At 68.5% G+C, this 24282-nt stretch carries 17 protein-coding genes, 4 tRNA genes and 2 pseudogenes; 14 read left to right on the top strand and 9 right to left on the bottom strand.

Annotation, left to right across the window (positions count from 1 at the left end; all coding sequences use genetic code 11):
* The first annotated feature begins 92 nt into the window (after nt 1–92).
* The 3 genes from rlmD to EV683_RS01280 are packed head-to-tail and all read left to right on the top strand — an operon-like array spanning nt 93 to nt 2535.
* Nucleotides 93–1670: a 23S rRNA (uracil(1939)-C(5))-methyltransferase RlmD gene (gene rlmD / locus EV683_RS01290; RefSeq protein ID WP_066610636.1), complete on the top strand. Its 1578-nt coding sequence runs from the start codon at nt 93–95 to the stop codon at nt 1668–1670.
* Entirely contained in the window at nt 1667–2194 is a 528-nt protein-coding gene (locus EV683_RS01285; protein WP_131861427.1) for an NUDIX domain-containing protein, read from the top strand. The genes rlmD and EV683_RS01285 overlap by 4 nt, the downstream gene beginning before the upstream one ends.
* Nucleotides 2191–2535 (top strand): thioredoxin domain-containing protein, encoded by a 345-nt coding sequence (locus EV683_RS01280; protein WP_131861425.1) that lies wholly within the window; start codon nt 2191–2193, stop codon nt 2533–2535. The genes EV683_RS01285 and EV683_RS01280 overlap by 4 nt, the downstream gene beginning before the upstream one ends.
* Here EV683_RS01280 and EV683_RS01275 read toward each other — a convergent pair.
* The 3 genes from EV683_RS01275 to folD all read right to left on the bottom strand — a co-directional run bounded on the left by EV683_RS01275 (nt 2496) and on the right by folD (nt 4891).
* Nucleotides 2496–3080 (bottom strand): hypothetical protein, encoded by a 585-nt coding sequence (locus EV683_RS01275; RefSeq protein ID WP_066610640.1) that lies wholly within the window; start codon nt 3078–3080, stop codon nt 2496–2498. The genes EV683_RS01280 and EV683_RS01275 overlap by 40 nt on opposite strands.
* A gap of 7 nt (nt 3081–3087) precedes the next feature.
* Nucleotides 3088–3945 (bottom strand): formyltetrahydrofolate deformylase, encoded by an 858-nt coding sequence (purU, locus tag EV683_RS01270; protein ID WP_131861423.1) that lies wholly within the window; start codon nt 3943–3945, stop codon nt 3088–3090.
* Between the two features lie 94 nt (nt 3946–4039).
* A complete protein-coding gene (folD, locus tag EV683_RS01265; RefSeq protein WP_066610643.1) occupies nt 4040–4891 on the bottom strand; it encodes a bifunctional methylenetetrahydrofolate dehydrogenase/methenyltetrahydrofolate cyclohydrolase FolD in 852 nt (283 codons plus the stop codon).
* Nucleotides 4892–5008: 117 nt separating this feature from the next.
* On the opposite strand from folD, the gene EV683_RS01260 reads away from it, so the two are divergent.
* From EV683_RS01260 to EV683_RS01230, 7 genes are all read left to right on the top strand, one after another.
* Nucleotides 5009–5085, top strand: a tRNA-Pro gene (locus EV683_RS01260).
* A 22-nt stretch (nt 5086–5107) separates the two neighbouring features.
* Nucleotides 5108–5184 (top strand) — tRNA-Arg (locus EV683_RS01255).
* Between the two features lie 19 nt (nt 5185–5203).
* Nucleotides 5204–5279: transfer RNA gene (locus tag EV683_RS01250), tRNA-His, on the top strand.
* 48 nt (nt 5280–5327) lie between these two features.
* A tRNA-His gene (locus tag EV683_RS01245) sits at nt 5328–5403 on the top strand.
* A 164-nt stretch (nt 5404–5567) separates the two neighbouring features.
* Nucleotides 5568–6251 (top strand): GntR family transcriptional regulator, encoded by a 684-nt coding sequence (locus EV683_RS01240; RefSeq protein WP_066610644.1) that lies wholly within the window; start codon nt 5568–5570, stop codon nt 6249–6251.
* A gap of 87 nt (nt 6252–6338) precedes the next feature.
* Nucleotides 6339–8672: a PAS domain S-box protein gene (locus EV683_RS01235; protein ID WP_243694692.1), complete on the top strand. Its 2334-nt coding sequence runs from the start codon at nt 6339–6341 to the stop codon at nt 8670–8672.
* Nucleotides 8669–9295 (top strand): response regulator transcription factor, encoded by a 627-nt coding sequence (locus EV683_RS01230; protein WP_066610645.1) that lies wholly within the window; start codon nt 8669–8671, stop codon nt 9293–9295. The genes EV683_RS01235 and EV683_RS01230 overlap by 4 nt, the downstream gene beginning before the upstream one ends.
* Before the next feature lie 351 nt (nt 9296–9646).
* Here the strand turns inward: EV683_RS01230 and efp are convergent, their stop codons facing one another.
* Nucleotides 9647–10210, bottom strand: coding sequence for an elongation factor P (gene efp / locus EV683_RS01225; RefSeq protein WP_066610650.1), 564 nt, complete (start codon nt 10208–10210; stop codon nt 9647–9649).
* A 57-nt stretch (nt 10211–10267) separates the two neighbouring features.
* Nucleotides 10268–11437 (bottom strand): elongation factor P maturation arginine rhamnosyltransferase EarP, encoded by a 1170-nt coding sequence (gene earP / locus EV683_RS01220; protein WP_131861421.1) that lies wholly within the window; start codon nt 11435–11437, stop codon nt 10268–10270.
* Between the two features lie 96 nt (nt 11438–11533).
* Here earP and EV683_RS01215 point away from each other — a divergent pair, with 96 nt between their 5' ends.
* The 3 genes and pseudogenes from EV683_RS01215 to EV683_RS01205 all read left to right on the top strand — a co-directional run.
* Nucleotides 11534–14899, top strand: coding sequence for a DUF748 domain-containing protein (locus EV683_RS01215; protein ID WP_131861419.1), 3366 nt, complete (start codon nt 11534–11536; stop codon nt 14897–14899).
* Nucleotides 14900–14940: 41 nt separating this feature from the next.
* Nucleotides 14941–17781 (top strand): adenosylcobalamin-dependent ribonucleoside-diphosphate reductase, encoded by a 2841-nt coding sequence (locus EV683_RS01210; RefSeq protein WP_131861417.1) that lies wholly within the window; start codon nt 14941–14943, stop codon nt 17779–17781.
* Nucleotides 17782–17945: 164 nt separating this feature from the next.
* Nucleotides 17946–18295: pseudogene (locus EV683_RS01205) on the top strand (transposase); the annotation flags it as partial.
* A 7-nt stretch (nt 18296–18302) separates the two neighbouring features.
* Here EV683_RS01205 and EV683_RS01200 read toward each other — a convergent pair.
* Nucleotides 18303–19105 (bottom strand): IS5 family transposase gene (locus tag EV683_RS01200; protein WP_424948500.1). Its coding sequence is split into 2 segments (ribosomal slippage): nt 18303–18775 and nt 18775–19105, totalling 804 coding nucleotides; the frame shifts between segments, so codons are not numbered across the junction.
* Between the two features lie 54 nt (nt 19106–19159).
* Here EV683_RS01200 and EV683_RS01195 point away from each other — a divergent pair.
* Nucleotides 19160–19911 (top strand): annotated as a pseudogene (locus EV683_RS01195) (IS3 family transposase); the annotation flags it as partial.
* Nucleotides 19912–20044: 133 nt separating this feature from the next.
* Here the strand turns inward: EV683_RS01195 and EV683_RS01190 are convergent.
* The 3 genes from EV683_RS01190 to EV683_RS01180 form a co-directional block, all read right to left on the bottom strand.
* Nucleotides 20045–21457, bottom strand: a complete 1413-nt coding sequence (locus EV683_RS01190) for an EAL and HDOD domain-containing protein (protein ID WP_131861413.1) — start codon at nt 21455–21457, stop codon at nt 20045–20047.
* A 50-nt stretch (nt 21458–21507) separates the two neighbouring features.
* Nucleotides 21508–22608: a chorismate synthase gene (aroC, locus tag EV683_RS01185; RefSeq protein ID WP_066611361.1), complete on the bottom strand. Its 1101-nt coding sequence runs from the start codon at nt 22606–22608 to the stop codon at nt 21508–21510.
* Nucleotides 22609–22780: 172 nt separating this feature from the next.
* Nucleotides 22781–24148, bottom strand: a complete 1368-nt coding sequence (locus EV683_RS01180; RefSeq protein ID WP_131861411.1) for an 8-oxoguanine deaminase — start codon at nt 24146–24148, stop codon at nt 22781–22783.
* Nucleotides 24149–24282: the final 134 nt, after the last annotated feature.

Raw genomic sequence — 24282 nt, 5'->3', positions numbered from 1 at the left:
AAACCGCGCCGCCTCATTCCCACAAACTCCTGCAAGGCGCGGCCGTTTTTGCGAGAATCGACCGTTTAGCATCTGTTTTGACACGGAAAACGATGAGCCATTCCCAATCCGTCGCCCTGGTGGAGTCGCTCGACCACGAAGGCCGAGGTGTCGCCCACGTAGAGGGCAAGACCATTTTCATCGACGGCGCGCTGCCATATGAAAAGGTAATATACCGCGCCTACCGTAAAAAACCCACCTACGAAAATGCCGATACCATATCGGTGCTGAAGGAAAGCTTTCTGCGCACCGAGCCGCGCTGCCCGCATTTCGGCGTCTGCGGCGGCTGTTCGATGCAGCACGTCGAATTCTCGGCGCAGGTCGCGATCAAGCAGCGCGTGCTCGAAGACAACCTCGCCCACATCGGCAAGGTGGTCGCCGAGCGCATCCTGCCGCCGATCTCCGGCCCGGCCTGGGGCTACCGCCACCGCGCGCGCATGTCGGCGCGCTACGTCGAGAAAAAGGGCTCGGTGCTGGTCGGCTTCCACGAGAAGCGTTCGAGCTTCATCGCCGACATGCACGAGTGCCACATCCTGCCGCCGCACGTCTCGCGCCTGATCGACCCCTTGCGCGCGATGATCGCGACGCTGTCGATCAAGCAGCGCATGCCGCAGGTCGAGATCGCCGTCGGCGCCAAGGTCACCATCCTGGTGTTCCGCAACATGGACGACATCACCGCGGCGGATGCGGCGATCATCCGCGCCTTCGTCGACGCGCATACCCACGCGCACCATCCGCTGCAGGCGTGGCTGCAACCGAAGGGGCCGGACAGCTGCTATCCGTTCTACCCGGAAGACGCACCGCGACTGAGCTACCAGATCGCCGACTTCGGCGTCGAGATGCCGTACTACCCGACCGAATTCACCCAGGTGAATCCGCAGATCAACAACGTGATGGTGGCGCGCGCGCTCAAGCTCTTGGACCCGCAGCCGGGCGAACGCATCGCCGACATGTTCTGCGGCATCGGCAACTTCACGCTGCCGATCGCGCGCTCGGGCGCCACCGTGCACGGCATGGAAGGCAGCGCCGCGCTGGTCAAGCGCGCCGTCGAGAACGCGACGCACAACGGGCTCGAGCAGAGCGTCAGCTACGAGATGGCCAACCTGTTCGAGGTGACGCCGGAATCGTTCGCCGCGCTCGGCCAGTTCGACAAGATGCTGGTCGACCCGCCGCGCGACGGCGCCATCCAGCTCTTGAAAGCGATCAGCGACGAGAACGCGCCCAAGCGCATCGTCTACGTGTCGTGCAACCCGGCGACGCTGGCGCGCGACGCCGGCGTGCTGGTGCACACCAAGGGCTACACGCTGAAGGCTGCCGGCATCATCAATATGTTTCCGCACACCGGCCACGTCGAATCGGTCGCCTGGTTCGAGAAGACCGGCCCGGGCAAGAGCCGCGCCGAGCTCGACGCGATCGAGGCCGAGGAGGCCGCCGCCCGCGCCGCCGCCAAAGAGGCGAAGAAGGCGCGCGAGAGCGCCGAACGCGAGGCCAAGGTCGCCGCAGAAGCCGAGCGTGCCGCGAAAAAGGAGGCGCGCCGTCAACATTACCTGGCCAATCAAGCCTACTACGACGCGCGCAACCAGCAGCAAGCGAGCGGCTCGGCCAACCCAGAGGAGCCGACGCGGCCATGAGCGGACAGGACCTGGCCCCACCGCTGCTCGCACCGCGCCGCGCCGCCCCGGGCGAGCGACGGCCCGCCGCCACGAGCCACCTCGCCCACCGCGCCACCGCGATCATCGAACTGGCCGACGGCGTGCTGGTGACGGCGGCCGCCGGGCAGCGCCTCGGCCTGCCCGGCGGCAAGGCCAACCGCGGCGAGCTGCGCTCGCAGGCGCTGATCCGCGAGTTGCGCGAGCAGATTGGCCTCAGGGTGCACAATATGCTGTACCTGTTCGACCATCTGACGCCGCACACCTCGCACAAGGTCTACCTGGTGATCGCGCAGGGGGTGCCGCGCCCGCAGGGCGAAACCGAGCGCATCGGCGTGCTCGCTTCGCCGGACGGCGAACCCGAAACCACGCCCGAGACGCGCGCGATCCTGCGCCGCTACGCGCGCCTGCGCGGCGAGGAAGGCCCGAAAAGCGAGGCGGTGCGCGCGATGCTGAACCTCGCGCGCTACATCGCGCGCGTCGGCGTCGAGGAACGCGCCGAGTGACGCGCGCCTGGCGGCCGCTGACCGAGTTCGACTTTCACCCGACGACCTCGGCCAACCCCGGCGTCGCGCTGGTGCTGTTCGGCCAACCGTTCTGCGGCGCGTGCAAGGTCGCACGCGCGCGGCTGCCCACGCTGCTGCCGGACGTGATCGGCACACTCTACGAGGTCGACGTCGCGCTCAGCGGCGCGCTCGCGCACGAATTCGAACTCTTCCACCTGCCGGCGCTCGCCCTGTACCAGAACGGCGCGTTTCACGCTTGGGTGAACGCGCCGCTCGAAGCGTCAAGCCTGGCCGAGGCGATTCACCGCGCGCTCGACGCGCCCGCCGAAGAGGCCCCCTGAGACGCCGCGTCGAGCAACTCGGGCGGCAGCTCGATCCAGCCCATCTGCCCGGCGAAACCGGTCAACCCGGTCAACAGCAGGATGGCCAGCGGCGTGTAGCACAGCACGCCGAGAAAGACGCGCAGCTTGGAGACGCCGCTGACCGACGACAGCGCACGGATCAGGATGATCACGCTCAAGAGCGACAGCGCCAGCGTCACGCCGCGCGCGACGTCGTCGGGCAACCAGCTCGCCAGCGGTTCGAGCAACTGCGGACTGTTGGTCAGCACCACCAGCCCGAACAGCGAGCCCTCCAGCTCCGCCCCCGCCAGCCGCAGCCACCAGCCGATGAAGCGCACGAACAGCAGGATCTGCATCCACGTGAACAGCACGAAAAACAGCAGCCGGCCGTCGGTCGAGCCGCCGATCTCGACCGCCCGCGCGCTGGCGAACACCCCCATCAGCGTCAGCAGCAACGCCGTCTGCCAGAACGGATACTGGTAGTGCGAGAGCGGCTGCACGCGGCCGCGCACCAGGTCGATCACATCGTCGAGAAAACGTTGCATGGCGCGCTCAGTCGAAAACCACCGTCTTGTTGTTGTACGACAGGAGGCGGTTGTCCAGATGCCAGCGCACCGCGCGCGACAGCACCACCTTCTCGAGGTCGCGCCCCTTCTGCACCAGGTCGTCGACGTCGTCGCGGTGCGAGATGCGCATCACCTCCTGCTCGATGATCGGCCCCTCGTCGAGGTCCTCGGTCACGTAGTGGCTGGTCGCGCCGATCAGCTTCACACCGCGCGCGAAAGCACGGTGATAGGGGCGCGCGCCGTCGAAGGCCGGCAGGAAGCTGTGGTGAATGTTGATCACCTTGTTCGGATAGCGGGTGACGAAGTCGTGCGACAACACCTGCATATAGCGCGCCAGCACGATCAGGTCGACGCCCGCCTCTTCCAGCAGGCGGAACTGCTCGGCCTCGGCCTCGGCCTTGTTGTCCTTGCTGACCGGGATCACGTGGTAGGGGATGCCGTTGAATTCGACGATGCGGCGGCAGTCCTCGTGGTTGGAAATCACCAGCGGGATCTCGCAATCGAGCTCGCCGATGCGCCAGCGGTGCAAGAGGTCGACCAAGCAATGCTCGTACTTGGATACGAAGATCGCCATGCGCGGCTTGCGGCTCGACAGCGACACCTGCCAGCGCATGTCGTGCTCGGCGGCGATCGGCGCGAACGCGGCGGCGAAGTCGTCCATCGGCAGCGTGAAGCCGTCGAGGTCCCACTGCACCCGCATCAGGAACAGCTTGGCCTCGGCATCCTGGTGCTGGTCGGCGTGCAGGATGTTGGCGTTGTAGGTCATCAGGAAGTTGGCGATCGCCGACACCAGACCTTTCTTGTCCGGGCAGCTGATCAGCAAGGTGGCGGAATGTGGGTTCATGCTCTGTCTGTCGATTCGTTGGCGGTATCAAATGCAAAGCGCCACGGTCGGCGGCGTGCCGGCCGTGGCGTTTCGATCTGGTAAGGCGACTAGCTTAACCGCGCAGCTTGGCCGAGGCCAGCGTATTTTCCAGCAAGGTGGCCACCGTCATCGGACCGACGCCGCCCGGCACCGGGGTGATGTAGCTGGCGCGCTCGCTGGCCGCGGCGAACTCGACGTCGCCGCACAGCGAGCCGTCGTCGAGGCGGTTGATGCCGACGTCGATCACCACCGCCCCCGGTTTGATCCACTCGCCCTTCACGAAGCCCGGCTTGCCGACCGCGGCGACCACGATGTCGGCGGCGGCGACCTCGTCGGCGAGGTTGCGCGTCGCGCTGTGGCACACCGTCACCGTCGCGCGCGCCAAGAGCATCTCGAGCGCCTGCGGGCGGCCGACGATGTTGGACGCGCCGACGATCACCACCTTCTGGCCCTTCGGATCGATGCCGTAGTGTTCCAGCAGCGTCATCACACCCTTGGGCGTGCACGGGCGCAGCAGCGGCATCTTGGTCGCAAGGCGGCCCATATTGTACGGGTGGAAGCCGTCGACGTCCTTGTGCGGATCGATGCGCTCGATCACCGATTGCGGGTCGATGTGCGCGGGCAGCGGCAGTTGCACCAGGATGCCGTCGACCTCGTCGTTGGCGTTCAGTTCGTCGATCAGCGCCAGCAGCTCCGCCTCGGTCGTCGCCGACGGCAGGTCGTAGGCGAGCGAGCGGATGCCCGCCTTCTCGCACGCGCGTTTCTTGTTGCGCACGTAGACCGCGCTGGCCGCATCGTCGCCGACCAGCACCACCGCCAGCGTCGGCACGCGCAGCCCCGCCGCGCGACGCGCCTCGACCGCCTCGCGCACCGCCTCGATGCGTTGCTCGGCCACCGCCTTGCCGTCTATCCGTTGAGCCACCATTTCGTTTTTCCCCAAACTCATTGATGCAAAAACCTAATTTTCGCATTTTTATGAAAGCCGGCTCAACGGGAGTTGACAGCAATACCGGCAATCCGTATATTTGCGGACTCTCGTTGTCGGGGCGTAGCGCAGTCTGGTAGCGCACCTGGTTTGGGACCAGGGGGTCGTGAGTTCGAATCCCACCGCCCCGACCAATGACACGCTTCGGCGGGCTCTGCGCCCGTAGCTCAACCGGATAGAGCACCGGCCTTCTAAGCCGGGGGTTACAGGTTCGAGTCCTGTCGGGCGCGCCAGAGACAATGTATTGCAGTGGTGGATGTAGCTCAGTTGGTAGAGTCCCGGATTGTGATTCCGGCTGTCGTGGGTTCGAGTCCCATCATCCACCCCACAATTTACTAGGAACGAAGTCGCCCAATTTCGTTCTCCCGTTTCGGCGGTGGATGTAGCTCAGTTGGTAGAGTCCCGGATTGTGATTCCGGCTGTCGTGGGTTCGAGTCCCATCATCCACCCCACCCCCCTCCCCCATTCTGCTTTTCCCTGTTTTCCGCGTCGTTTTATCCGCAACGCCCTTGCCCTGCGCCGCCTAAGCGTTTACCCTTGCCGTCCGATTGTTCTTTGTCTGACAAGATACAGAACGTATAATTCGAATACAGTCATTTGTATCCAAAATGCAGCCATGAGCCCCCCCTTGCAGCCGATCAAGCGCCAGACGCTGACCAGCGCGGTGACCGAGTCCCTGCGCCAGCGCATCCTGTCGGGTGAATTCCAGGACGGGCAACAACTGCGCCAGGAGGCGCTGTCCAATGAATACGGCGTCAGCCGCGTGCCGGTGCGCGAAGCGCTGCGCCAGCTCGAGGCGGAAGGGCTGATCCAGATCATCGATCACAAGGGCGCCCTCGTCTCGACCTTGTCGCTCGACGACGTGCTCGAGCTGCTGGACATCCGCGCCTTGCTCGAGAGCGAGCTGCTGCGCGCCGCGATTCCCCGCCAGACCTCGGCCGACCTCGACGCCGCCGCCGCCACGCTCAAGGAGTTCGGCGTCGCGCTCGAAAAGCACGACGTGCGCCACTGGGGCGAATTGAACTCGCGCTTCCACCTCGCGCTCTACCGTGCGGCGCAGCGCCCCAACACGCTGGCGCTGATCGAACAGTTGCACAACAAGACCGACCGCTACACGCGGATGCAGATCCTGTTCACGCACACCATGGAACGGGCGCACGAGGAGCACAACAAGCTGTTGGCGCTGTGCCGCGCCAAGGCCACCGACGAGGCGGTCGACTTCATCCGCTACCACATCCTGTCGGCCGGCCATGCGCTCGAATCCTACCTCAACGAACAGCAGGCGCGCGACGGCGCCTAGACGGAGCGGCACGATGCGCGACGCCCTCCCCCTCCCCAAGCCCGCGCCGGCCGACGCGCGGCCCGGCGCGCTCCGGACGGGGACGGCATGCCGATGACGCTCAAGCGGCGCGCCGGCCGGCTTCTCGTCTGGTTCAAGCGCAGCGTCTGGTCCGACCTCTTCCCGAACAGCACCGTCACGCTGTTCTTCCTCACCATGGCTGTGATGCTGTGGACGCTCGACACGCGCGAAGCCGAACAGCTCAAGGGCGACCTGTCGCGCGACAGCCTGTGGGCCGAGCAGTCGGCGCAGCGCCGGCTCGACGACGACCGCCAGCATCTGATCGAGCTAGCGCGCGCGATCGGCGGCGGCGAGGTCGACGAAGCCGAGTTCCGCCGGCGCAGCGCCGTCTGGCTGGCCAATATGCCGGAGATGGCGGCGATCGCCTACGCCGGCGCCGACGGCCGCGTGCGCCACCTGCAGCCGATGGGAGTGGAACCGTTCCGTCCCGGCGTCGCGCTGCCGCCGCGCAGCGCCGACACCTTCGGCAAGGTGCGCGACAGCGGCCGTCTCGCCTACAGCGTCGCCTACCCAACCGAAAGCGGCGAGTGGTTCGTCGAACTGCATGTACCGGTGCGCGACGGCGACGCCTTCGCCGGCACGGTGATCGGCGTGTTCGGCGCGCAGCGCCTGGTGCGCCGCCTGCCGCCGGCCTGGCTGGCGGAAAAGTATCAGCTCGAACTGGTCGACGCGCACGGCCGCACGCTGGCGCGCAACGCACAGCGCCGCCAGCTGATGAGCTACAGCGAAACCGTATCGCTGCCGGGTACCGGCCTGTCGATCCGCGTCCGCCCGGTACAGGCGGTCGCCGGCCCGGCGCGCAAGCTGCAGCTCGGCCTGATCGTCGGCCTGACGCTGCTGACGCTGCTCAGCCTCGTCAGCCTGAACCGCCACATCCGTCGCCGCATCGACGCCGAGAGCGAGCGCGACCGCGTCTATCGCCTGTCGCAGGATCTGCTGGCCGTGGTCGACGACGACACCAGCATCGTCGAGGTCAACCCGGCGTTCGAGCGCGTGCTCGGCTATCCGCCCGGCACACTCGAAGGCCGCTCCTTCCTCGACTTCCTGCCCGATGCGGAAAAGGCGCGCGTCCGCGACGGCTTCGCCGCACTCCTGGCCGGCACCTGGCAGGACCACTACGTCGAGACGCCGGTCATCGCCGCCGGCGGCGAGACGCGCCATATCGCCTGGGCGCTGAGCCCGCTGCCCGAACGCAACCGCGTCTACCTGTCCGGCCGCGACATCACGGTCGAGAAACGCGCGCTCGAGGACCTGCTCCGCGAGTCGGCCTTCCGCAAGGCGATGGAGGACTCGCTGTCGGTCGGCATCCGCGCGATGGACCGCGCCGGCCGCATCACCTACGTCAACCAGTCGTTCTGCACCATCACCGGTTTTTCCGAGGAGGAACTGGTCGGCCAACTGCCGCCCTACCCGTTCTGGCTCAAGGGCGACGCCGGCGAACGCAACCGCATCTCGCTGACGCAGACGCTGGCCGGCGACGCGCCCAAGGACGTGTTCGAATCGCGCTTCCGGCGCAAGAACGGCCAGGAGTTTTACGCGCAGATGCTGATCTCGCCGCTGATCGACGCCGACGGCGCGCACAGCGGCTGGGTCGCCGCGCTGACCGACGTCACGCGCGAGCACGAGGCCGAGGAACGCTATAAAGAGCAGATGGAAAAGCTGCAGGCAACCTCGCGCCTGGTCACGCTCGGCGAGATGGCCTCGACGCTGGCGCACGAGCTGAACCAGCCCTTGTCGGCGATCGCCAACTACCAGAACGGCTGCATCGAGCGCATCCGCCAGGGCAAGGCGACGCCCGAGGCGCTCTTGCCGGTGATGGAGAAGGTCACCGCGCAAGCCGAGCGCGCCGGCATGGTGGTGCGCCGCATCCGCGAATTCGTCAAACAGAGCGCGCCCGACCGGCGTGCCTGCCAGTTGGCCGAGGTGATCGACGCGACGCTGGCGATCGCCGAGATCGAGGCCAAACGCCACGGTGCGCGCATCGACGTCGCGCTGCCGGAACAACTGCCCGACCTTCACATCGACCCGATCCTGATCGAGCAAGTGCTGCTCAACCTGATCAAGAACGGCATCGAGTCGATGCGCGAGCAGGAGCTGACCGAGCGCGTGCTGTCGCTCGGCGCGCACCTCTCGAGCAACAAGCGGGTTACCGTGTCGATCGCCGACCGCGGTCACGGGGTGCCCGCCGACCAGAAGGAGCGCCTGTTCGAGGCCTTCTTCACCACCAAGTCCGACGGAACGGGCCTGGGCCTGGGCATTTGCCGCTCCATCGTCGAATTCCACCAGGGGCAGATCTGGGTGGAAGACCGCGAAGGCGGCGGCAGTATTTTCAGCTTTACCTTGCCGGTAGTCCCAACATGAACAGCTTCCAACACGCATACATTCATATCGTTGACGACGACGAGGCCTTCCGCGATTCGCTGGTCTGGCTTCTGGAAAGCCACGACTATCGGGTGGTCTGCCACAACAGCGCCGAGAACCTGCTGGCCGACTTCTCGCCCGAGGGGCTCGGCTGCCTGGTGGTCGACATCCGCATGCCGGGAATGAGCGGCCTGGAACTCTTCGAGGAGCTGATCGCGCGCGGCAATCCGTGGCCGGTGGTGTTCCTGACCGGCCACGGCGACGTGCCGATGGCGGTACAGGCGGTCAAGCGCGGCGCCTTCGAGTTCCTCGAGAAGCCGTTCAACCAGCAGGCCTTCCTGTCGGTGGTCGAGGGCGCGCTGGCGGCCTGCCGCACCGCGATGGCGCACGTCGCGGTACGCGACGCCTTCGAAGAGCGGCTCGCCTCGCTGACCACGCGCGAACGCGAGGTGCTCGAAAAGGTCATCGAGGGCAAGATGAACAAGGTGATCGCCGACGAGATGGGCATCAGCATCAAGACCGTCGAGGCGCACCGCGGCAAGATGATGGACAAGATGGGAGCCCGCTCGATCGCCGACCTGGTACAGGCCGTGGTCGCCCACCGCAGTCGCGACGCCGGCTGAGCCCTTGCCGATCAAGGACTTGCGGGCCAGCCCGCAAGGGTGAGTCCCAATAGGAGGCGCCAGGCGGGACGACTTAACATTGCAGCGCAACACAAGGCGCGGCCGCCGGTGAGTGCTCCACCGGTAACCGCGCGGGCGGTGCTCTGATCGCCCGTTGCCGTGGACAGTCTGTCGTCCCGTTTTTACTCCTCCTGCGTCGAAACGCAGCACTCGGTCGGCAAGCCCCGCGCGCGCCGACCACACCCGGATCGTTCACCCGCGATCCGGTTTTTTTTTCGCCGCTCGCCACCGGCCACCCGGTCAAAAAAAAGCGACCCCGGAGGGTCGCCCTTGTGACGCGGCCAAAAACGCTCAGGCGCGCTTCTTGAATTCGCCGGTACGGGTGTCGATCTCGATGCGGTCGCCGATTTCGACGAAGGCGGCCACCGAGATTTCGAGGGAAGCGCCCTTCAGACGGGCCGGCTTCATCACCTTGCCCGAGGTGTCGCCCTTGACGGCCGGCTCGGTGTATTCGACTTCGCGCACGACGGTGGTCGGCAGTTCGACCGAGATCGCCTTGCCGTTGTAGAAGGTCACCTCGCAGATGTCTTCCATGCCGTCGATCAGGTAGTTCAGCGCGTCGCCCATGTTCTCGGCTTCGACTTCGTACTGGTTGAACTCGGCGTCCATGAACACGTACATCGGGTCGGCGAAGTAGGAATAGGTGCATTCCTTGCGATCGAGCACCACGACGTCGAACTTCTCGTCGGCCTTGTACACGGCTTCGGAGGCGCTGCCGGTCAAGAGGTTCTTCATCTTCATCTTCACGACGGACGAGTTGCGGCCCGATTTGCTGAATTCGGCCTTCTGGACGACCATCGGGTCGTTACCCAGCATGAACACGTTGCCGGCGCGGAGTTCCTGTGCGGTTTTCATTGCGTCAAAATCCTAAGGTCTTGATTGGAATCGGAAAAGGTTTTCCGAAAAAACGGGCTATTTTAGCCGGTTTTCCACGAATTGCACCAGCCGGGCGGCAAGATCGCCCATCGCGGCCTGTCGGGCGGCCCAGTCGCGCGCGTGGCGCGCCAGCGCGTCGCGCTGTTTTTCGAGCGCGCGCCACGCGTCGGACACCGCTTCGTCGCGGTTGAACGCGCGGCTGAAGGCGACGAGCGCCTCGGCCGCCGGCTCGGCCAACCCTTGCGTGTAGCGGGCGAGGAAGGCGTCGAGCTTGTCGAGGTGCACGCCGTCGTCCTGGCGGTAGATGTGCCACAGGAAGGGGCGCGCCGCCCATTGCGCGCGCAGGAAAGAATCCTCGCCGCGCACGATGTTGACGTCGCATGCCCACAACAAGCGGTCGTAGCCGTCCTGGTCGGTCATCGGCAGCGCGACGACCGTCAGCGCGCCGCGCGTCGCCTTGTCGCCGGCGGCCAAAGCCTGGCCGAGCACGCGCGACAGCTCGGCCAGCGCGCGCCCCTCGGGCACCAGCGCGGTCACCGGCGCACCGGACGCGCTCCACGCCTCGACGAGGCTGGCCAGCGCCGGCGTCTCGTAGCTGAACACGCTGACGCGCGTCTCGCCCGGCGCGCGCGCCGAGAGCCCCAGCGACGCCCAGTAGGCGGCCAGTCCGGCCGCGTCGGCGAGGAAGGCGTCGCGCCGCATGGACAGGTCGCGCTCGCCGATCAGGCCGCCGCTTTGCGCGGTGAAACCGGGAAAGTAGAAGTACTGCGTCAACGGCAGGCGCGGATGCGGCGAGGCCATGCCGTGGCAGCCGTCGACCCAGTCCTCGGCCGACAGGTATTCGAGGTTCAGCCACACCGGACGCGGCGCGCACGCCGCCATCGCGGCGAGGAAGCCGTCCGGCAGCCGGCAACCGAAGGCCTCGATCACCACGCGCCCCGGCGCGACGTCGGCGTCAAGGTTGGCCGAGCCCGGCGTCCAGCGGCGGATCTCGACGCCGGCGACGGTCTGCGCGTCGGCCGCCGCGTCGAGCCGCGGCTCGATGCGCGCGAAGCTGGCGAAGTCGTCGACCCACAGCCGGAGCGCGACGCCGTGCTCGGCGACCAGCTGGCGCGCCAGCCGCCAGGCGACGCCGATATCGCCGAAATTGTCGATCACGGTGCAGAACAGGTCCCAGCGCTCGGCCGGGCGGGTAGAATCGGTCATGTCGGATGAATTGCGCGCGGCATGCGGCCGGCTCGGCCCGGCGCGCGCGCTATAGTTCGGCTAGAAACCCTCAATGATAGCCCGAAGCCCCTCTCGATGAACGACACCCCGTCCTCCGCCCCCGCCGCGGCGCGCGCGCGCCGCCGCCGGCGCTGGCCCGTCGCGCTCGCCGCCGTCCTGCTCGCCTGGCTTGCCGCGCTCGGCCTGGCCGCCCGTCTCGCCCCCGACTGGATCCGCCGCGCCGCCGCCGACTGGGCCGCCGAACACGGCCGCACGCTGACGCTCGGCGAGGTCTCGCTGTCGCCGTGGAGCATGACGCTGACCGTCGGCGACGTGAACTTCCGCGACCGCGACGGCCGCGTGCTGTTCAAGGCCGCCTCGATCGTGCTGGACGCCGAGCCGACCTCGCTGCTGATCGGCCGCTACCACGCGGCGACGCTGACGCTGGTCGCGCCGGAAACGCAGCTCTACCGCGACCGGCAGGAGCGGTGGAACTGGGCGCAGCTTGCCGCCGACCTCGCCGGCAAGGCGCCGGCCAAGCAAAACGCCGAACTGCCGAAGATCGTCGTCGACCGGCTCGAACTCAAGGACGGCCGCTTCACCGTGGTCGACGAGACCACGCCCGACGTGCCGCCGTGGCGGCTCGCGCCGCTGAACCTGGTGCTCACCGAGCTGTCGACGCTGCCGGTCGAAGGCGGCTACCGGCTTGCCGCCGACGTCGACGGCGGCGGCAAGCTCGCCTGGCGCGGCGCGCTGACGCTGCAGCCGCTGAGCTCGCGCGGCCGCGTCGAACTGTCCGGCTTGCCGCTGGCGCGCCTCGCACCGGCGCTGCGCGAGGTGGCGACGCTGCAGTCGCCGGCCGGCGCGCTGTCGCTGCGCGCCGACTACCGCTTCGCGCTGACCGGCCCGCGCGTGACGCTGACGGCCGCGCCGTTCTCCGCCTCGCTGACAGGCCTTGCGCTGTCGGCGCCGCAAAGTCCGAGCCGGCTGACGCTGCGCGCGCTGACCGTCGACGGCGACGGCTTCGACCTCGAGCAGCGCCGCATCGACATCCGCCGCGTGCGCCTGAGCGACGGCTCGCTCGCCGCGCAGCGCGCCGCCGACGGCGCGCTCGACTGGCAGGCGATGATCCCGCCGTCCCGCCCGGCCCCCGCAGCTCCGGCGACACCCGCCGCGCCGTGGAGCGTGAACCTCGCGCAACTCGCGCTCGAACGGGTCAGGCTGTCGTTCGCCGACGCGAGCTTCGCGCGGCCGCTGCGTTATACGGGGACGTTGGCCGAGGCCGGCTTCGCGCTGTCGCTCGAGGCCGGCCGCGCGCCGCAACTGTCGCGCCTCGCCGTGCACCTGGCCGACAACCGCGTCGAAGACGCCGGCGGCCGCGAACTCGCGACGCTGCTCGACGCGCGGCTCGACAACGCGCGCGTCGACGCCGGCGCACGCCGCGTCGAGCTGGGAACGCTGAAGCTGACCGGTCCGCGGCTCGACGTCGCGCGCGACAAACACGGCCGCGTCGCGCTCGCCGACGCCTTCGCGCCGGCGCGCCGCGCCGCGCCGGCGAAACCGGCCGCCGGCCCGGCCTGGACGGTGGTCCCGCCCGAGGTCGAGGTCGCGCAGGGCCGCGTCGCCTGGCGCGACGCCGCCGTCGCGCGCCCGGTCGAAGTGGTGATCGACGACATCGCCGGGCGCGGCCGCGCGCGCGACAACGGCGCGCTGGCGGTCGAGTTGTCCGGCCGCGCCGCCAGTGGCCGCGCCAACGCGCGGCTCGACGTCGCACCCGGCGGCGCGCTCGACGCACATCTGACGCTCGCCGGCCTGCCACTCGCGCCCTTTGCGCCGTACGCGCTGTCCGGCACGCCGCTCAGGCTCTCCGGCGGCACGCTCGGCGCCGACCTCGACGTGCGCGTCGCCGACGGCCGCTGGCAGGCCCGCGGCGGCGCGCGCGTGTCGCGTCTGGTGCTGCTCGAACCGGGCGACCGCCGCCCGCTGATCGCCTGGCGCGAGCTGGTCGCCTCGGGGATCCGCGCCTCCGGCGGCACCCGCCTCGCGGTCGACGTCGCCGAGCTCAGGCTCGACGGCGCTCAGGCACGGCTGATCCTCGACGAGAAGCGCCAGCTCAACGTCGCGCGGCTGTTCGGCGCCAAGGCGCCGCCCACGCCGCCGCAGGCCAGCGACGCCATCGCCGCGGACGCGCCGTGGTGCGCCCGGCCGGCGCCGGCACCGGCGCTGCCGACGGTCAACGTCAGAAGCGTCGTCGTGCGCGCAAGCGAGCTCGACTTCGCCGACCTCGGCATGCGGCCGAGCTTCGCGACGCGCATCCACGGCCTCAAGGGCACGGTCAACGGCCTGTCGACGCAGCCGGGCCGGCGCGGCACCGTCACGCTCGACGGCGCCGTCGACCGTTACGGCGACGCCCGCGTGCGCGGCACGCTCGCCCCCCTGTCGCCGACCGACGACACCGACATCACGCTGGCCTTCCGCAATATCCCGATCAACAGCCTGAACCCGTACTCGATGACCTTCGCCGGCTGGCGTATCGACGACGGCCGGCTGTCGACCGACCTGCGCTACCTGCTGGTCAACCGCCAGCTCAAGGGCGAGAACCGCGTGCTGATCAACTCGATCAAGCTCGGCGACGAGGTGCACGACCCGAACGTGACGCCGCTGCCCTTGCGGCTGGCGGTCGCGCTGCTCGAGGACAGCGACGGCATCATCGACGTCAACCTGCCGATCGAGGGCAGCCTCGACGAACCGAAGTTCAGCTACGGCCACCTGGTGTGGCAGGCGATCCGGAACGTGATCGTCAAGGTCGTCAGCTCGCCGTTCCGCGCGCTGTCGGCGCTGTTCGGCGGCGAAGGCTTCGACGCGATCAACTTCGCGCCCGGCGAGGCAGGCATCGCGCCGCCGGAGCGCGAGAAGCTCGACAAACTCGCGCAGGTGCTCGAAAAGCGGCCGCGCGTGACCGTCAGTCTCGCCGGCGGCGTCGACGTCGGCCGCGAGACGAAGGAACTGGCGCGCGCGCGCGCCGACCGCGCGATCCTCACGGCCGCCGGTCTGAAGATCGCGCCCGACCTGCCGCTGCCGCTGCCCGACCTCGACGACGAGCGCATCCAGGCCGCGGTCAAGCAGGTTTACGGGCGCGAGGTCGGCCTGATCAAGCTGACGGCGCGGCTGGTCGCCACGCCGGACAACCGCGAACGCTACGCGCGGCTGCGCGACGAGATCGTCGCCGCGCAGAAGGTCGACGCCGCCGCGCTGCAGGCGCTGGCGCGCGCGCGCGGCGAGGCGGCCTACCAGGCGCTGGTCGGCCGCAACGCGGCGCTCAAGGCGCGCGTGACGCTGGCCGAGCCGCAGACGGTCAAGGCCGATGCCGAGGGCGTGCCGCTCGTCGTCAAGCTCGACGCGCTGCTCGCCGCGCCGGCGCAGGCCGCCTCGGCCAAGCCAGCCCCGGCCGCCGCGCCGTGACGGCAGCACCCTCCACCCCCGCCGACACCAGGGAGAAGCGCATGAAAGCCGACCCGCGCCCCGCGCTGCCCGAACAGCCGATCAGCCGCGACGTGCTGCGCGAAAAGTACGCCAAGGGCGACGAGGCCGACGCCGACGCGGTCAGGCGGCGCGTCGCACGCGCGCTCGCCGCGGTCGAGGCCGAGCCGGCCGCGCACGAGGACGCGTTCTTCGCCGCGCAGCAGGCCGGCTTCATCCCCGGCGGCCGCATCAACTCGGCGGCTGGCACCGCGCTGGCGGCGACGCTGATCAACTGTTTCGTGCAGCCGGTCGGCGACTCGATCAGCCAGACGGTGGCCGGCAAGCCCGGCATCTACCCGGCGCTGCAGCAGGCGGCCGAGACTATGCGGCGCGGCGGCGGCGTCGGCTACAACTTCAGCGCGATCCGGCCGCGCGGCGCGCGCGTGGCCAGCACGCACAGCCGCGCCAGCGGCCCGGTGTCCTATATGCAGGTGTTCGACGCCAGCTGCGAGACGGTCGAATCGGCCGGCGCGCGGCGCGGCGCGCAGATGGGCGTGCTCGACGTCGACCACCCGGACATCGAGGAATTCATCCACGCCAAGGACCGCGGCGCGCTGTCCAACTTCAATATCTCGATCGGCGTGTCCGACGCCTTCATGCGCGCGGTCGAGGCCGACGCCGACTGGCCGCTCGTCCACGCCGCCGAGCCGGACGCGGCGCTGTTCCCCGACGCGACCCGGCTGGCCGACGGCCGCTGGCTGTACCGGCGCGTGCCGGCGCGCGCGCTGTGGCATCAGGTGATGCGCTCGACCTACGACCACGCCGAACCGGGCGTGCTCTTCCTCGACCGCATCAACGCCGACAACAACCTGTCCTACTGCGAAACGATCGCGTCGACCAACCCGTGCGGCGAGCAGCCGCTGCCCGACTACGGCTGCTGCGACCTCGGCTCGATCGACCTGACCCGCTTCGTGCGCGCACCGTTTTCCGCCTCGGCCAACTTCGACTTCGCCGCTTTCGACGCCACGGTGCGCGTCGCGGTGCGGATGCTCGACAACGTACTCGACGCCACCGTCTGGCCGCTGCCCGAGCAGGCGTTTGAAGCCGCCGCCAAGCGCCGCATCGGGCTCGGCTTCACCGGACTGGGCGACGCGCTGATTTTGCTGAACCTGCGCTACGACAGCGACGCCGGCCGCGCGATGGCGGCGAGCTTGGCCGAGGCGATGCGGAACGCCGCCTACGACGCGTCGGTCGAGCTGGCGATCGAAAAAGGCCCCTTCCCGCTGTTCGACGCCGAGCCCTACCTGGCCGCGCCGCACTGCGCGAGCCGGCTGCCCGAGGCGATCCGGGCGCGCATCCGCCAGCACGGCATCCGCAACTCGCACCTGCTGTCGATCGCGCCGACCGGCACCATCTCGCTCGCCTTCGCCGACAACGCGAGCAACGGCATCGAACCGGCGTTCTCGTGGCACTACACGAGGAAGAAGCGGCTGCCCGACGGCGGCCAGCAGGAATACCAGGTCGAGGACCACGCCTGGCGGCTGTTCCGCCACCTGTTCGGCCCCGACGCGCCCTTGCCGCCGGCCTTCGTCTCGGCGCTGGAAATGAGCGCGCTCGACCATATGCGGATGGCCGCCGCCGTCGCGCCCTATATCGACACCGCGATCTCCAAGACGGTGAACGTGCCGGCCGACTACCCCTTCGACGACTTCGAGGCGCTCTATCTGGAAGCCTGGCGCGCCGGCCTCAAGGGCATCACCACCTACCGGCCGAACACGGTGCTCGGCGCGGTGCTGTCGCTGCCGGCGGCCGCAGACGGCGCCTCGGCCAACCTCGCGGCCGCGTCGGGAGCGGACCGGCGTCTCGCGCTCAAGAGCGCGCCGAGTCCGACGCTCGCCAGCCTCAAGTGGCCGCACCGGCCGCAGCTGCCCGACGGCAACCCATCGTGGACCTATATGGTCGAGGGCGACGACGGCGGCTTCGCCGTGGTGGTCGGCCACGTCGACGAGGAGCGCGCCTACCCGTTCGAATGCTGGGTCAACGGCAGCGAACAGGCGCGCGGCCTCGGCGCGATTGCCAAGACGCTGTCGATGGACATGCGCTGCCGCGACCGCGGCTGGCTGGCGATGAAGCTCGACGCGCTCGCGCGCACCGCCGGCGACCGGCGCTACCGGCTCGAACTCGCCGGTCAAGAGCAGTACGCCGCCAGCGCCGCCGCCGCGCTCGGCCGCGTCGTGCGCCACCGCGTCGCCGCGCTCGGCGCGCTCGAGGCGGCACAGGACGAACCGACCCCGGTGCTGGACGCGCTGATCGCGCGCCAGGAACCCAAGTCCGGCCCGGACGGCACGCTGAGCTGGACGGTCGACATCGCCAACGCGCAGACCGGCGACGACTTCGTGCTGTTCGTGAAGGAATTGACGATGCCCGGCGGCGGCCGCCGCCCGTACGCGATGTGGCTGGCCGGCGCCTACCCGCGCGAGCTCGACGGGCTGTGCAAGCTGCTGTCGCTCGACATGCGGGTGATCGACCCGGCGTGGATAGGGCTGAAACTGCGCAAGCTGTTGAACTGGGCCGAGCCGCAGGGCGACTTCTTCGCGCGCGTGCCCGGCGGCGAGAAGTCGCAGAGCTGGCCGTCGACGGTCGCCTACCTGGCGCGGCTGTTGATCCACCGCTACGCGATGCTCGGCCTGTTGACCGAAGCGGGCTACCCGGTCGAGGACATGGGGGTACTCGCGCCCGAACAGGGCGAACTGTTCGGCCAACCCGAGCGGCCCGCGGCGCTGGCCGGCAAGGCCTGCCCCGAATGCGGCCACCGCGCGCTGATCAGGAAGGATGGTTGCGAATTCTGCACCGCCTGCGGCCATATCGGCGCCTGCGGCTGAAGCCTGGCACACCGCCAGCGGGAATCGGCGCTGTGAGTGACAACATAAGCTGCGACTTTGACACCATAAGTTGCGACTTTTGCCAGCATAAGCTGCTGACCTGAGTCGAATCGTGTAGCCATTCTGCAAGTGAGCTCTCGTATCCTTGGAGCATGGAGAACTCGATGAAAAAGCGATTTACCGACGAACAGATCATCCGCATCCTGCGGGAAGCCGAAAGCCGGGAGGCGTCGACAAAGGATCTGTGTCAGCGTCACAACATCACGGAACAGACGTTCTACCGCTGGCGCAACAAGTTCGGCGGCATGGATGTGGCCGAGGCACGGCGACTCAAGGAACTGGAGTCGGAGAACGAGCGGCTCAAGCGGCTGCTGGCCGAGCAGTTGCTGGTAACTCACGGCTTGAAGGAATTCAGCCGAAAAAAATGAGCACCCCGACGGGCCGGCGCGAAGCGCTGGAAGTCCTGACTCGGCGGGGTCTGTCGCAACGCAAGGCATGTCGTTACCTGGGGCTCAGAGTCGCTAACAAAACCGGTCGATAAAGCGTAAGCAGATCAAGGCACAAGCCAGCTTGAGCAAGGCGTAATGCGTGTCCAGCCGTCTTTCGAAGCGGATGCGCAGCTTGCCGAAGCCGGCCAACCAGGCGTGCGTGCGCTCGACCACCCAGCGATGGCGCCCCAGCCGCTCGCCGCTTTCCACGCCGCGACGGGCAATGCGCGCCATGATGCCGCGACGTTTGAGGTGCTCGCGACAGCGGCGGAAGTCGTAGCCCTTGTCGGCGTGCAATTTGTGCGGTCGCTGCCGGGGTCGTCCCGGCAGGCCGGGAACGGCCGGAATGGCGTCCACCAAGGTCTCGAAGGCTATCGAATCGTGGCGATTGGCGCCCGTCACGCTCAGCGCCAGTGGCACGCCACGGCGGTCGACGATCAGGTGTCGCTTGCTACCGAGCTTGCCGCGATCGGTGGGGTTGCGGCCGGTTTCCGCGCCCCCCGGGGGCTGGCGACACTCGCTCCGTCGATGCAGGCCCGGCTCCAGTCGATCTGGTCGCATTGCCGCAGTTGGGTCAACAGCGCCAGATGCAGGCGGTCCCAGACGCCTTGGGCTTGCCTGTCGCGCAGGCGTCGCCAGCAGGTCATGCCGCTGCCGAAGCCCAGTTCTTGCGGTAGGTCCTCCCACGGGATCCCGGTGGTGAGCACGAACAGGATGCCGTTCAGCGCCGCCCGGTCATCCAGGCGGGGACGCCCGCCCCGTCGTGAACGGGGCGTGCTGGGCAGCAACGGTTGCAACGATTTCCACAGTTTCTGGCTGACGACACTTCGCTTCATGCCGACCAGATGGGGCCTCGCGTGCTCAGCATCAAGGAGGTTTTGTTAGCGACTCTCAGTCGCCGGGTAGCGGCCTACGAGCTCAAGCAGCCGGAGAAGGATCGACACTTGGGTGAACGGCTGCTTGCGGCATCGTCGGAGGTACCACGCTTTGGCTATCGCCGGATGGCGGCCTGGCTGGCGCTGAGTGAATCGCGAGTACGGCGGATGTGGCGAGCGTTGAAACTCGGCATCCCGAAGCGGCGGCCACGCCGGCGACGTTGCGGCAGCGATATTCGCCTGCCGGGCGCCACGCAGCCCAACTCGGTCTGGAGCTATGACTTCGTCCATGACCAGTTGGTCGATGGCCGGGCATTGAAGATGTTATGCGTGATCGACGAATACACCCGCGAATGCCTGGCTATCGAGGTGGCGCCAGTCTGCGCTCGCAAGACGTCATCCTGACGTTGTCGCGCCTCATGCGGCGGTACGGCAAGCCTGCCTACGTTCGATCGGACAATGGTGCGGAGTTCACTGCCGCCAAGGTCATGCGCTGGCTGCGCGATGCGGCGCTTGGACCCGCCTTCATTGCGTCCGGCAGTCCGGGGCAAAACGGTTTCATCGAAAGTTTCAACGGCAAGCTACGCGCCGAATTGCTGAATCGCGAATGGTTTCGCAGCCGCGCCGAGGCCAAGGGGCTCATCGAATGCTGGCGGCAGTTCTACAACGAGCGCCGACCACACAGCGCCCACCGCTATCAACTTCCGGCCACGGTCCGTCGAGCCTGGCTGGATTCGGCTACTATCGACAACCGACTCACTGCCTGAGTGGCTACAAAATCCCGACTCAGGTCACTCCCTGGAAACAAGAAAAGCGGCGCCGATGATCGGTTCCGCTTCCCTCCTTCAAGTCCCGTCAAATGCCGGGGCTGGCGCCTGTAACGCCCCTATGCCCCGGCCCTCACTCCGCCGGAACGGGCTCCTCCTCCCGCAACACCTGCTGCGTCCACAGCACGGCCTCGGTGTAGAAGCGGTTGACGAGGTCGAGGTCCAGCTTCAGCAGCGCGACCAGGCGGGTGACGCGCGCCGGGTCGTTCTGCTCGCAGGCGACGGCCAGCTGGAAGTAAGGCGCGAACAGGCCTTTTTGCGCCAGCAGCGCGTCTGCGACCGGCGCCGGCAAGTCGAGCGGTTCGAGCGCATCGGCCAACGGTACGTTCAAGAGCGCCGCCAGCAGCGAGAACATGCCGGTCAGGAACAGGTGCTCGGCCTCGAGCCGGCTGCCGCGATAGTCGCCCAGCCGCTCCATGAAGGCGGCGCGGATCAGCGACTTTTCCAGCAGGCCCGGGGAAGAGACGTCGTCGCGGCGCGCGGTGAACAGCAAGAGCGACATCCACTTGAACAGGCGTTCGCGCCCGAGCAGCAGCAGGCTCTCCTCGATACTCATCACCTTGCGGCTCAGTCCGTTGACCGGCGCGTTGACGAAGCGCAGCAGCTTGAACAGCAGCAGCGAGTCGAGCTTGAACTGCGCCTCGATTTCGTGCGCTTCGGCGTTGCAGCGCAACAGCCGCATGATCTCGAGCACGCGCGCCTGGCCGCTGTCAACCTTGCCGGTCGGCATCGAGCGCCCACCGGCCAGGTAAACGCCGTGGAACAGCGCGAAGCGCTGCGCCGCCGGCCCGTGCAGGCACAGCTCCATGTCCTCCGCCGTGCCGACGTTGCGCGCAAACCAGCGCGCCTTCGGGTAGCGGCGCGGCAGCTGGTCGAGCAGCGGCGCCAGCACGCGGTTGGCCGAGGCGGCGAAGTCCAGCACCATCACGTCGGCCAGCGCGAACAGCCGCTCGCGGCGCGCCGCCGTCACGACGCTGTCGTCGAAGCGCGCCGGCGCGAGCGCCAGGCGCAGACCACCCGCCTTGAGCGCCTCGAGCCGCGCCAGGTCGCCGTCGTCCAGCGGCTCGCAGCCGGGCTCGACGAGCAGCAGCACGCTGCGCGCCGGCAAGGTTGCCAGTTCGGGCAGATCCAGCGAATCGAGCGAGATCTGGATGAAGGCGCGCCGGTAGTCGAGCAGCCGGTACACGCCCATTTTCGCGAGCGTGGACAGCAGCAGGGCGTCGAACTCGCGCCGCCGCGCCGGCGTGCCGGCGGCGCCGCGCTCGTCGCGGGCGGCGAACAGGTAGGCGACGGCACGCTGCTGGCGGTCCAGCACCGGCTGGTGCGCGACAAAGCCCAGCGTCGGCGGCAGCTCGATCGGTCCGGCATCCGTCTCGGGCGCCCGTACTGCCATTCGCGGCGGCTCGGTCGCGGCGGCGACCGGCGCGGCGCCCTCCTCCTCGCGCGGCTTTCGGCCGGCGAAGCCTTCGATCAGGCTTTTGAACATGGTCGGTCGTTCTGCAAAAAATCGGGATCGGGGCCGCGGCACCGCCCCGCTCAGCCGATGCGGCCCGGGATACGCGGCGTGCTGACCACCACGTCGCCGCATTGCGCGCGGTGGCGCAGCGCGTGGTCCATCAGCGTCAGCGCCAGCATCGCCTCGGCGATCGGCGTGGCGCGGATGCCGACGCACGGGTCGTGGCGGCCGTGGGTTTCCATCGTGACCGCTTGGCCGGCCTTGTCGATCGAGCGGCGCGGCGTGGCGATGCTCGAGGTCGGCTTGATCGCGATCGAGACCTCGATGTCCTGGCCGGTCGAGATGCCGCCGAGAATGCCGCCGGCGTGGTTGCTGGCGAAGCCTTCCGGGGTCAGCTCGTCGCCGTGCACCGAACCGCGCTGGGCGACCGATTCGAAGCCGGCGCCGATCTCGACGCCCTTGACCGCGTTGATGCTCATCATCGCGTAGGCGATATCGGCGTCGAGGCGGTCGAACACCGGCTCGCCCCAGCCGACCGGCACGTTCTCGGCGACCACGCGCAGCCTGGCGCCGACCGAGTCGAGGCTCTTGCGCACGCTGTCCATATACGCTTCCAGCTCGTCGACCACGCTGTTGTCGGCGGCGAAGAACGGGTTGGTCGGCACGTCTTCCCAGCGCGCGAACGGGATAGGCTTCTCGCCGATCTGCGTCATGTGGCCGCGGATCACGATGCCGTACTGCTCGGCCAACCATTTCTTGGCGATCGCGCCGGCGGCGACGCGCACCGCGGTCTCGCGCGCCGAGGAACGTCCGCCGCCGCGGTAGTCGCGGATGCCGTACTTGTGCCAGTAGGTGTAGTCGGCGTGGCCCGGGCGGAAGGTGTCGGCGATGTTGCCGTAATCTTTGCTGCGCTGGTCGGTGTTGCGGATCAGCAGCGCTATCGGCGTGCCGGTGGTCTTGCCCTCGAACACGCCGGACAGGATCTCGACGGTATCCGGCTCGCGGCGCTGGGTGACGTGGCGGCTGGTGCCCGGTTTGCGACGGTCGAGCTCGGCCTGGATGTAGGCCTCGTCGATGGAAAGCCCGGGCGGACAGCCGTCCACCACGCAGCCGATGGCCGGGCCGTGGCTCTCGCCGAACGAGGTCACGGTGAACAGCAAGCCAAAAGTATTGCCTGACATCGATCTCTTGCCTTTGTCTTGTTGCGCGGCCCAGCGTTGTCGCGCCTTGCCGCAGATTGCATGGTTTTAACGTTCATCTTATCACACGCGCCCCGGGCAAAACGGCCGGCGGGGAGGCGCCCCCCCCTGCCGGCCGTGTCTGCCTCGGCCAACGTTGGCCGAGCCTTTGCGCTTAACGCGCTTCGCCGTTCACCAGTTGGCGCGCCAACAGGTTGTGGTGCTTGACGAGGTTGCGCAACGGCACCGTGGTCAGCTCGCCGTCGCGCACCACCGCGCGGCCGTTGATGAAGCTCCAGTTGACCTTGGTCGACGCGCAGAACAACAGCGCCGCGACCGGGTCGTGCCAGCCGCCGGCGAAGTCGAGTTCGTTGAGGTCGAAGGCGATGAAGTCGGCGGCGAAGCCCGGCGCGAGCTGGCCGATGTCGTCGCGGTTGAGCACCGCCGCGCCGCCGCGCGTCGCCATCTCGATCGCCTCGCGCGCGCTCAGCGCCGCCGGGTCGATGCGGCCGACGCGCTGCAACAGCATGGCCTGGCGCACCTCGTTGAGCATGTGGCCGCCGTCGTTCGACGCGCTGCCGTCGACGCCGATGCCGACCTTGACGCCGGCGTCGAGCATGCCGCGGATCGGCGCGATGCCCGAGGCCAGCCGCATGTTCGAGCACGGGCAGTGCGCGACGCCGGTGCCGGTGCGCGCGAACAGGTCGATGCCGTCCTTGTCGAGCTGCACGCAGTGCGCGTGCCACACGTCGTGGCCTACCCAGCCGAGGTCCTCGACGTACTCGGTCGGCGTCATGCCGAACACCTCGCGGCTGAAATCGATGTCCTTGTAGTTCTCGGCCAGGTGGGTGTGCAGCGACACGCCGTAGGCGCGCGCCAGGTGCGCCGCCTCGCGCATCAGGTCGGTGGTCACCGAGAACGGCGAGCACGGCGCGACCACGACGCGCGTCATCGCGTAGCGGCCGGCGTCGTGGTAGGTCTCGATCAGCCGGCGCGCGTCGCGGAGGATGTCGTCCTCGTTCTCGACCACGGCATCGGGTGGCAGGCCGCCCTTGCTCTCGCCCAGGCTCATCGCGCCGCGGCTGGCGTGGAAGCGCATGCCGATCTCGGTCGCCGCCTCGATCGCGTCGTCGAGCTGGCAGCCGTTCGGGTAGATGTACAGGTGGTCGCTCGCGGTGGTGCAGCCGGACAGGATCAGTTCGGCCATCGCGGTCTGGGTCGAGACGCGGATCATCTCCGGCGTCAGGCCCGCCCAGATCGGGTACAGGGCTTTCAGCCAGTCGAACAGCTCGCAGTCCTGCGCGGCCGGCACGACACGCGTCAGCGACTGGTACATGTGGTGGTGGGTGTTGACGAAACCCGGCAGCACCAGGTGGTCGGTCAGGTCGACGATTTCGTCGGCCGGCTCGTCGGCGAGCTCGGCGCTGGTGCCGACGCGGACGATGCGGTTGTCTTGGAGAAGCAGCGCGGCGTCCGCCAGTTCGCGGCGCGCGTCGTCCATGGTGACGAGGGTGTGGATATGCTTGATCAGGGTACGGGGCATGGCTGACTCCATCTTCGCCACACGGCATGACGTCGCCCGCACCCGTGGCGCGGCTTCGCATCCGTCTGGCGACCTTGGTAAAACGGTCGAAAGACCTCCAACGGACTGAAGCGCGTACCGGCGCAGGGGGCCTT

Origin of the sequence: Crenobacter luteus (assembly GCF_004345725.1) — a bacterium.
Taxonomy (GTDB): domain Bacteria; phylum Pseudomonadota; class Gammaproteobacteria; order Burkholderiales; family Chromobacteriaceae; genus Crenobacter; species Crenobacter luteus.
The sequence above is the reverse complement of the archived record's forward strand: the minus strand, read 5'-3'. Positions and strand labels throughout refer to the sequence as shown.

Excerpts from the sequence above, each read along its gene's own strand:
- rlmD (WP_066610636.1), top strand. The coding sequence starts at position 93 with ATGAGCCATTCCCAATCCGTCGCCCTGGTGGAGTCGCTCGACCACGAA.
- EV683_RS01285 (WP_131861427.1), top strand. The coding sequence starts at position 1,667 with ATGAGCGGACAGGACCTGGCCCCACCGCTGCTCGCACCGCGCCGCGCC.
- EV683_RS01275 (WP_066610640.1), bottom strand. The coding sequence starts at position 3,080 with ATGCAACGTTTTCTCGACGATGTGATCGACCTGGTGCGCGGCCGCGTG.
- purU (WP_131861423.1), bottom strand. The coding sequence starts at position 3,945 with ATGAACCCACATTCCGCCACCTTGCTGATCAGCTGCCCGGACAAGAAA.
- folD (WP_066610643.1), bottom strand. The coding sequence starts at position 4,891 with ATGGTGGCTCAACGGATAGACGGCAAGGCGGTGGCCGAGCAACGCATC.
- EV683_RS01240 (WP_066610644.1), top strand. The coding sequence starts at position 5,568 with ATGAGCCCCCCCTTGCAGCCGATCAAGCGCCAGACGCTGACCAGCGCG.
- EV683_RS01235 (WP_243694692.1), top strand. The coding sequence starts at position 6,339 with ATGCCGATGACGCTCAAGCGGCGCGCCGGCCGGCTTCTCGTCTGGTTC.
- EV683_RS01230 (WP_066610645.1), top strand. The coding sequence starts at position 8,669 with ATGAACAGCTTCCAACACGCATACATTCATATCGTTGACGACGACGAG.
- efp (WP_066610650.1), bottom strand. The coding sequence starts at position 10,210 with ATGAAAACCGCACAGGAACTCCGCGCCGGCAACGTGTTCATGCTGGGT.
- earP (WP_131861421.1), bottom strand. The coding sequence starts at position 11,437 with ATGACCGATTCTACCCGCCCGGCCGAGCGCTGGGACCTGTTCTGCACC.
- EV683_RS01215 (WP_131861419.1), top strand. The coding sequence starts at position 11,534 with ATGAACGACACCCCGTCCTCCGCCCCCGCCGCGGCGCGCGCGCGCCGC.
- EV683_RS01210 (WP_131861417.1), top strand. The coding sequence starts at position 14,941 with ATGAAAGCCGACCCGCGCCCCGCGCTGCCCGAACAGCCGATCAGCCGC.
- EV683_RS01190 (WP_131861413.1), bottom strand. The coding sequence starts at position 21,457 with ATGTTCAAAAGCCTGATCGAAGGCTTCGCCGGCCGAAAGCCGCGCGAG.
- aroC (WP_066611361.1), bottom strand. The coding sequence starts at position 22,608 with ATGTCAGGCAATACTTTTGGCTTGCTGTTCACCGTGACCTCGTTCGGC.
- EV683_RS01180 (WP_131861411.1), bottom strand. The coding sequence starts at position 24,148 with ATGCCCCGTACCCTGATCAAGCATATCCACACCCTCGTCACCATGGAC.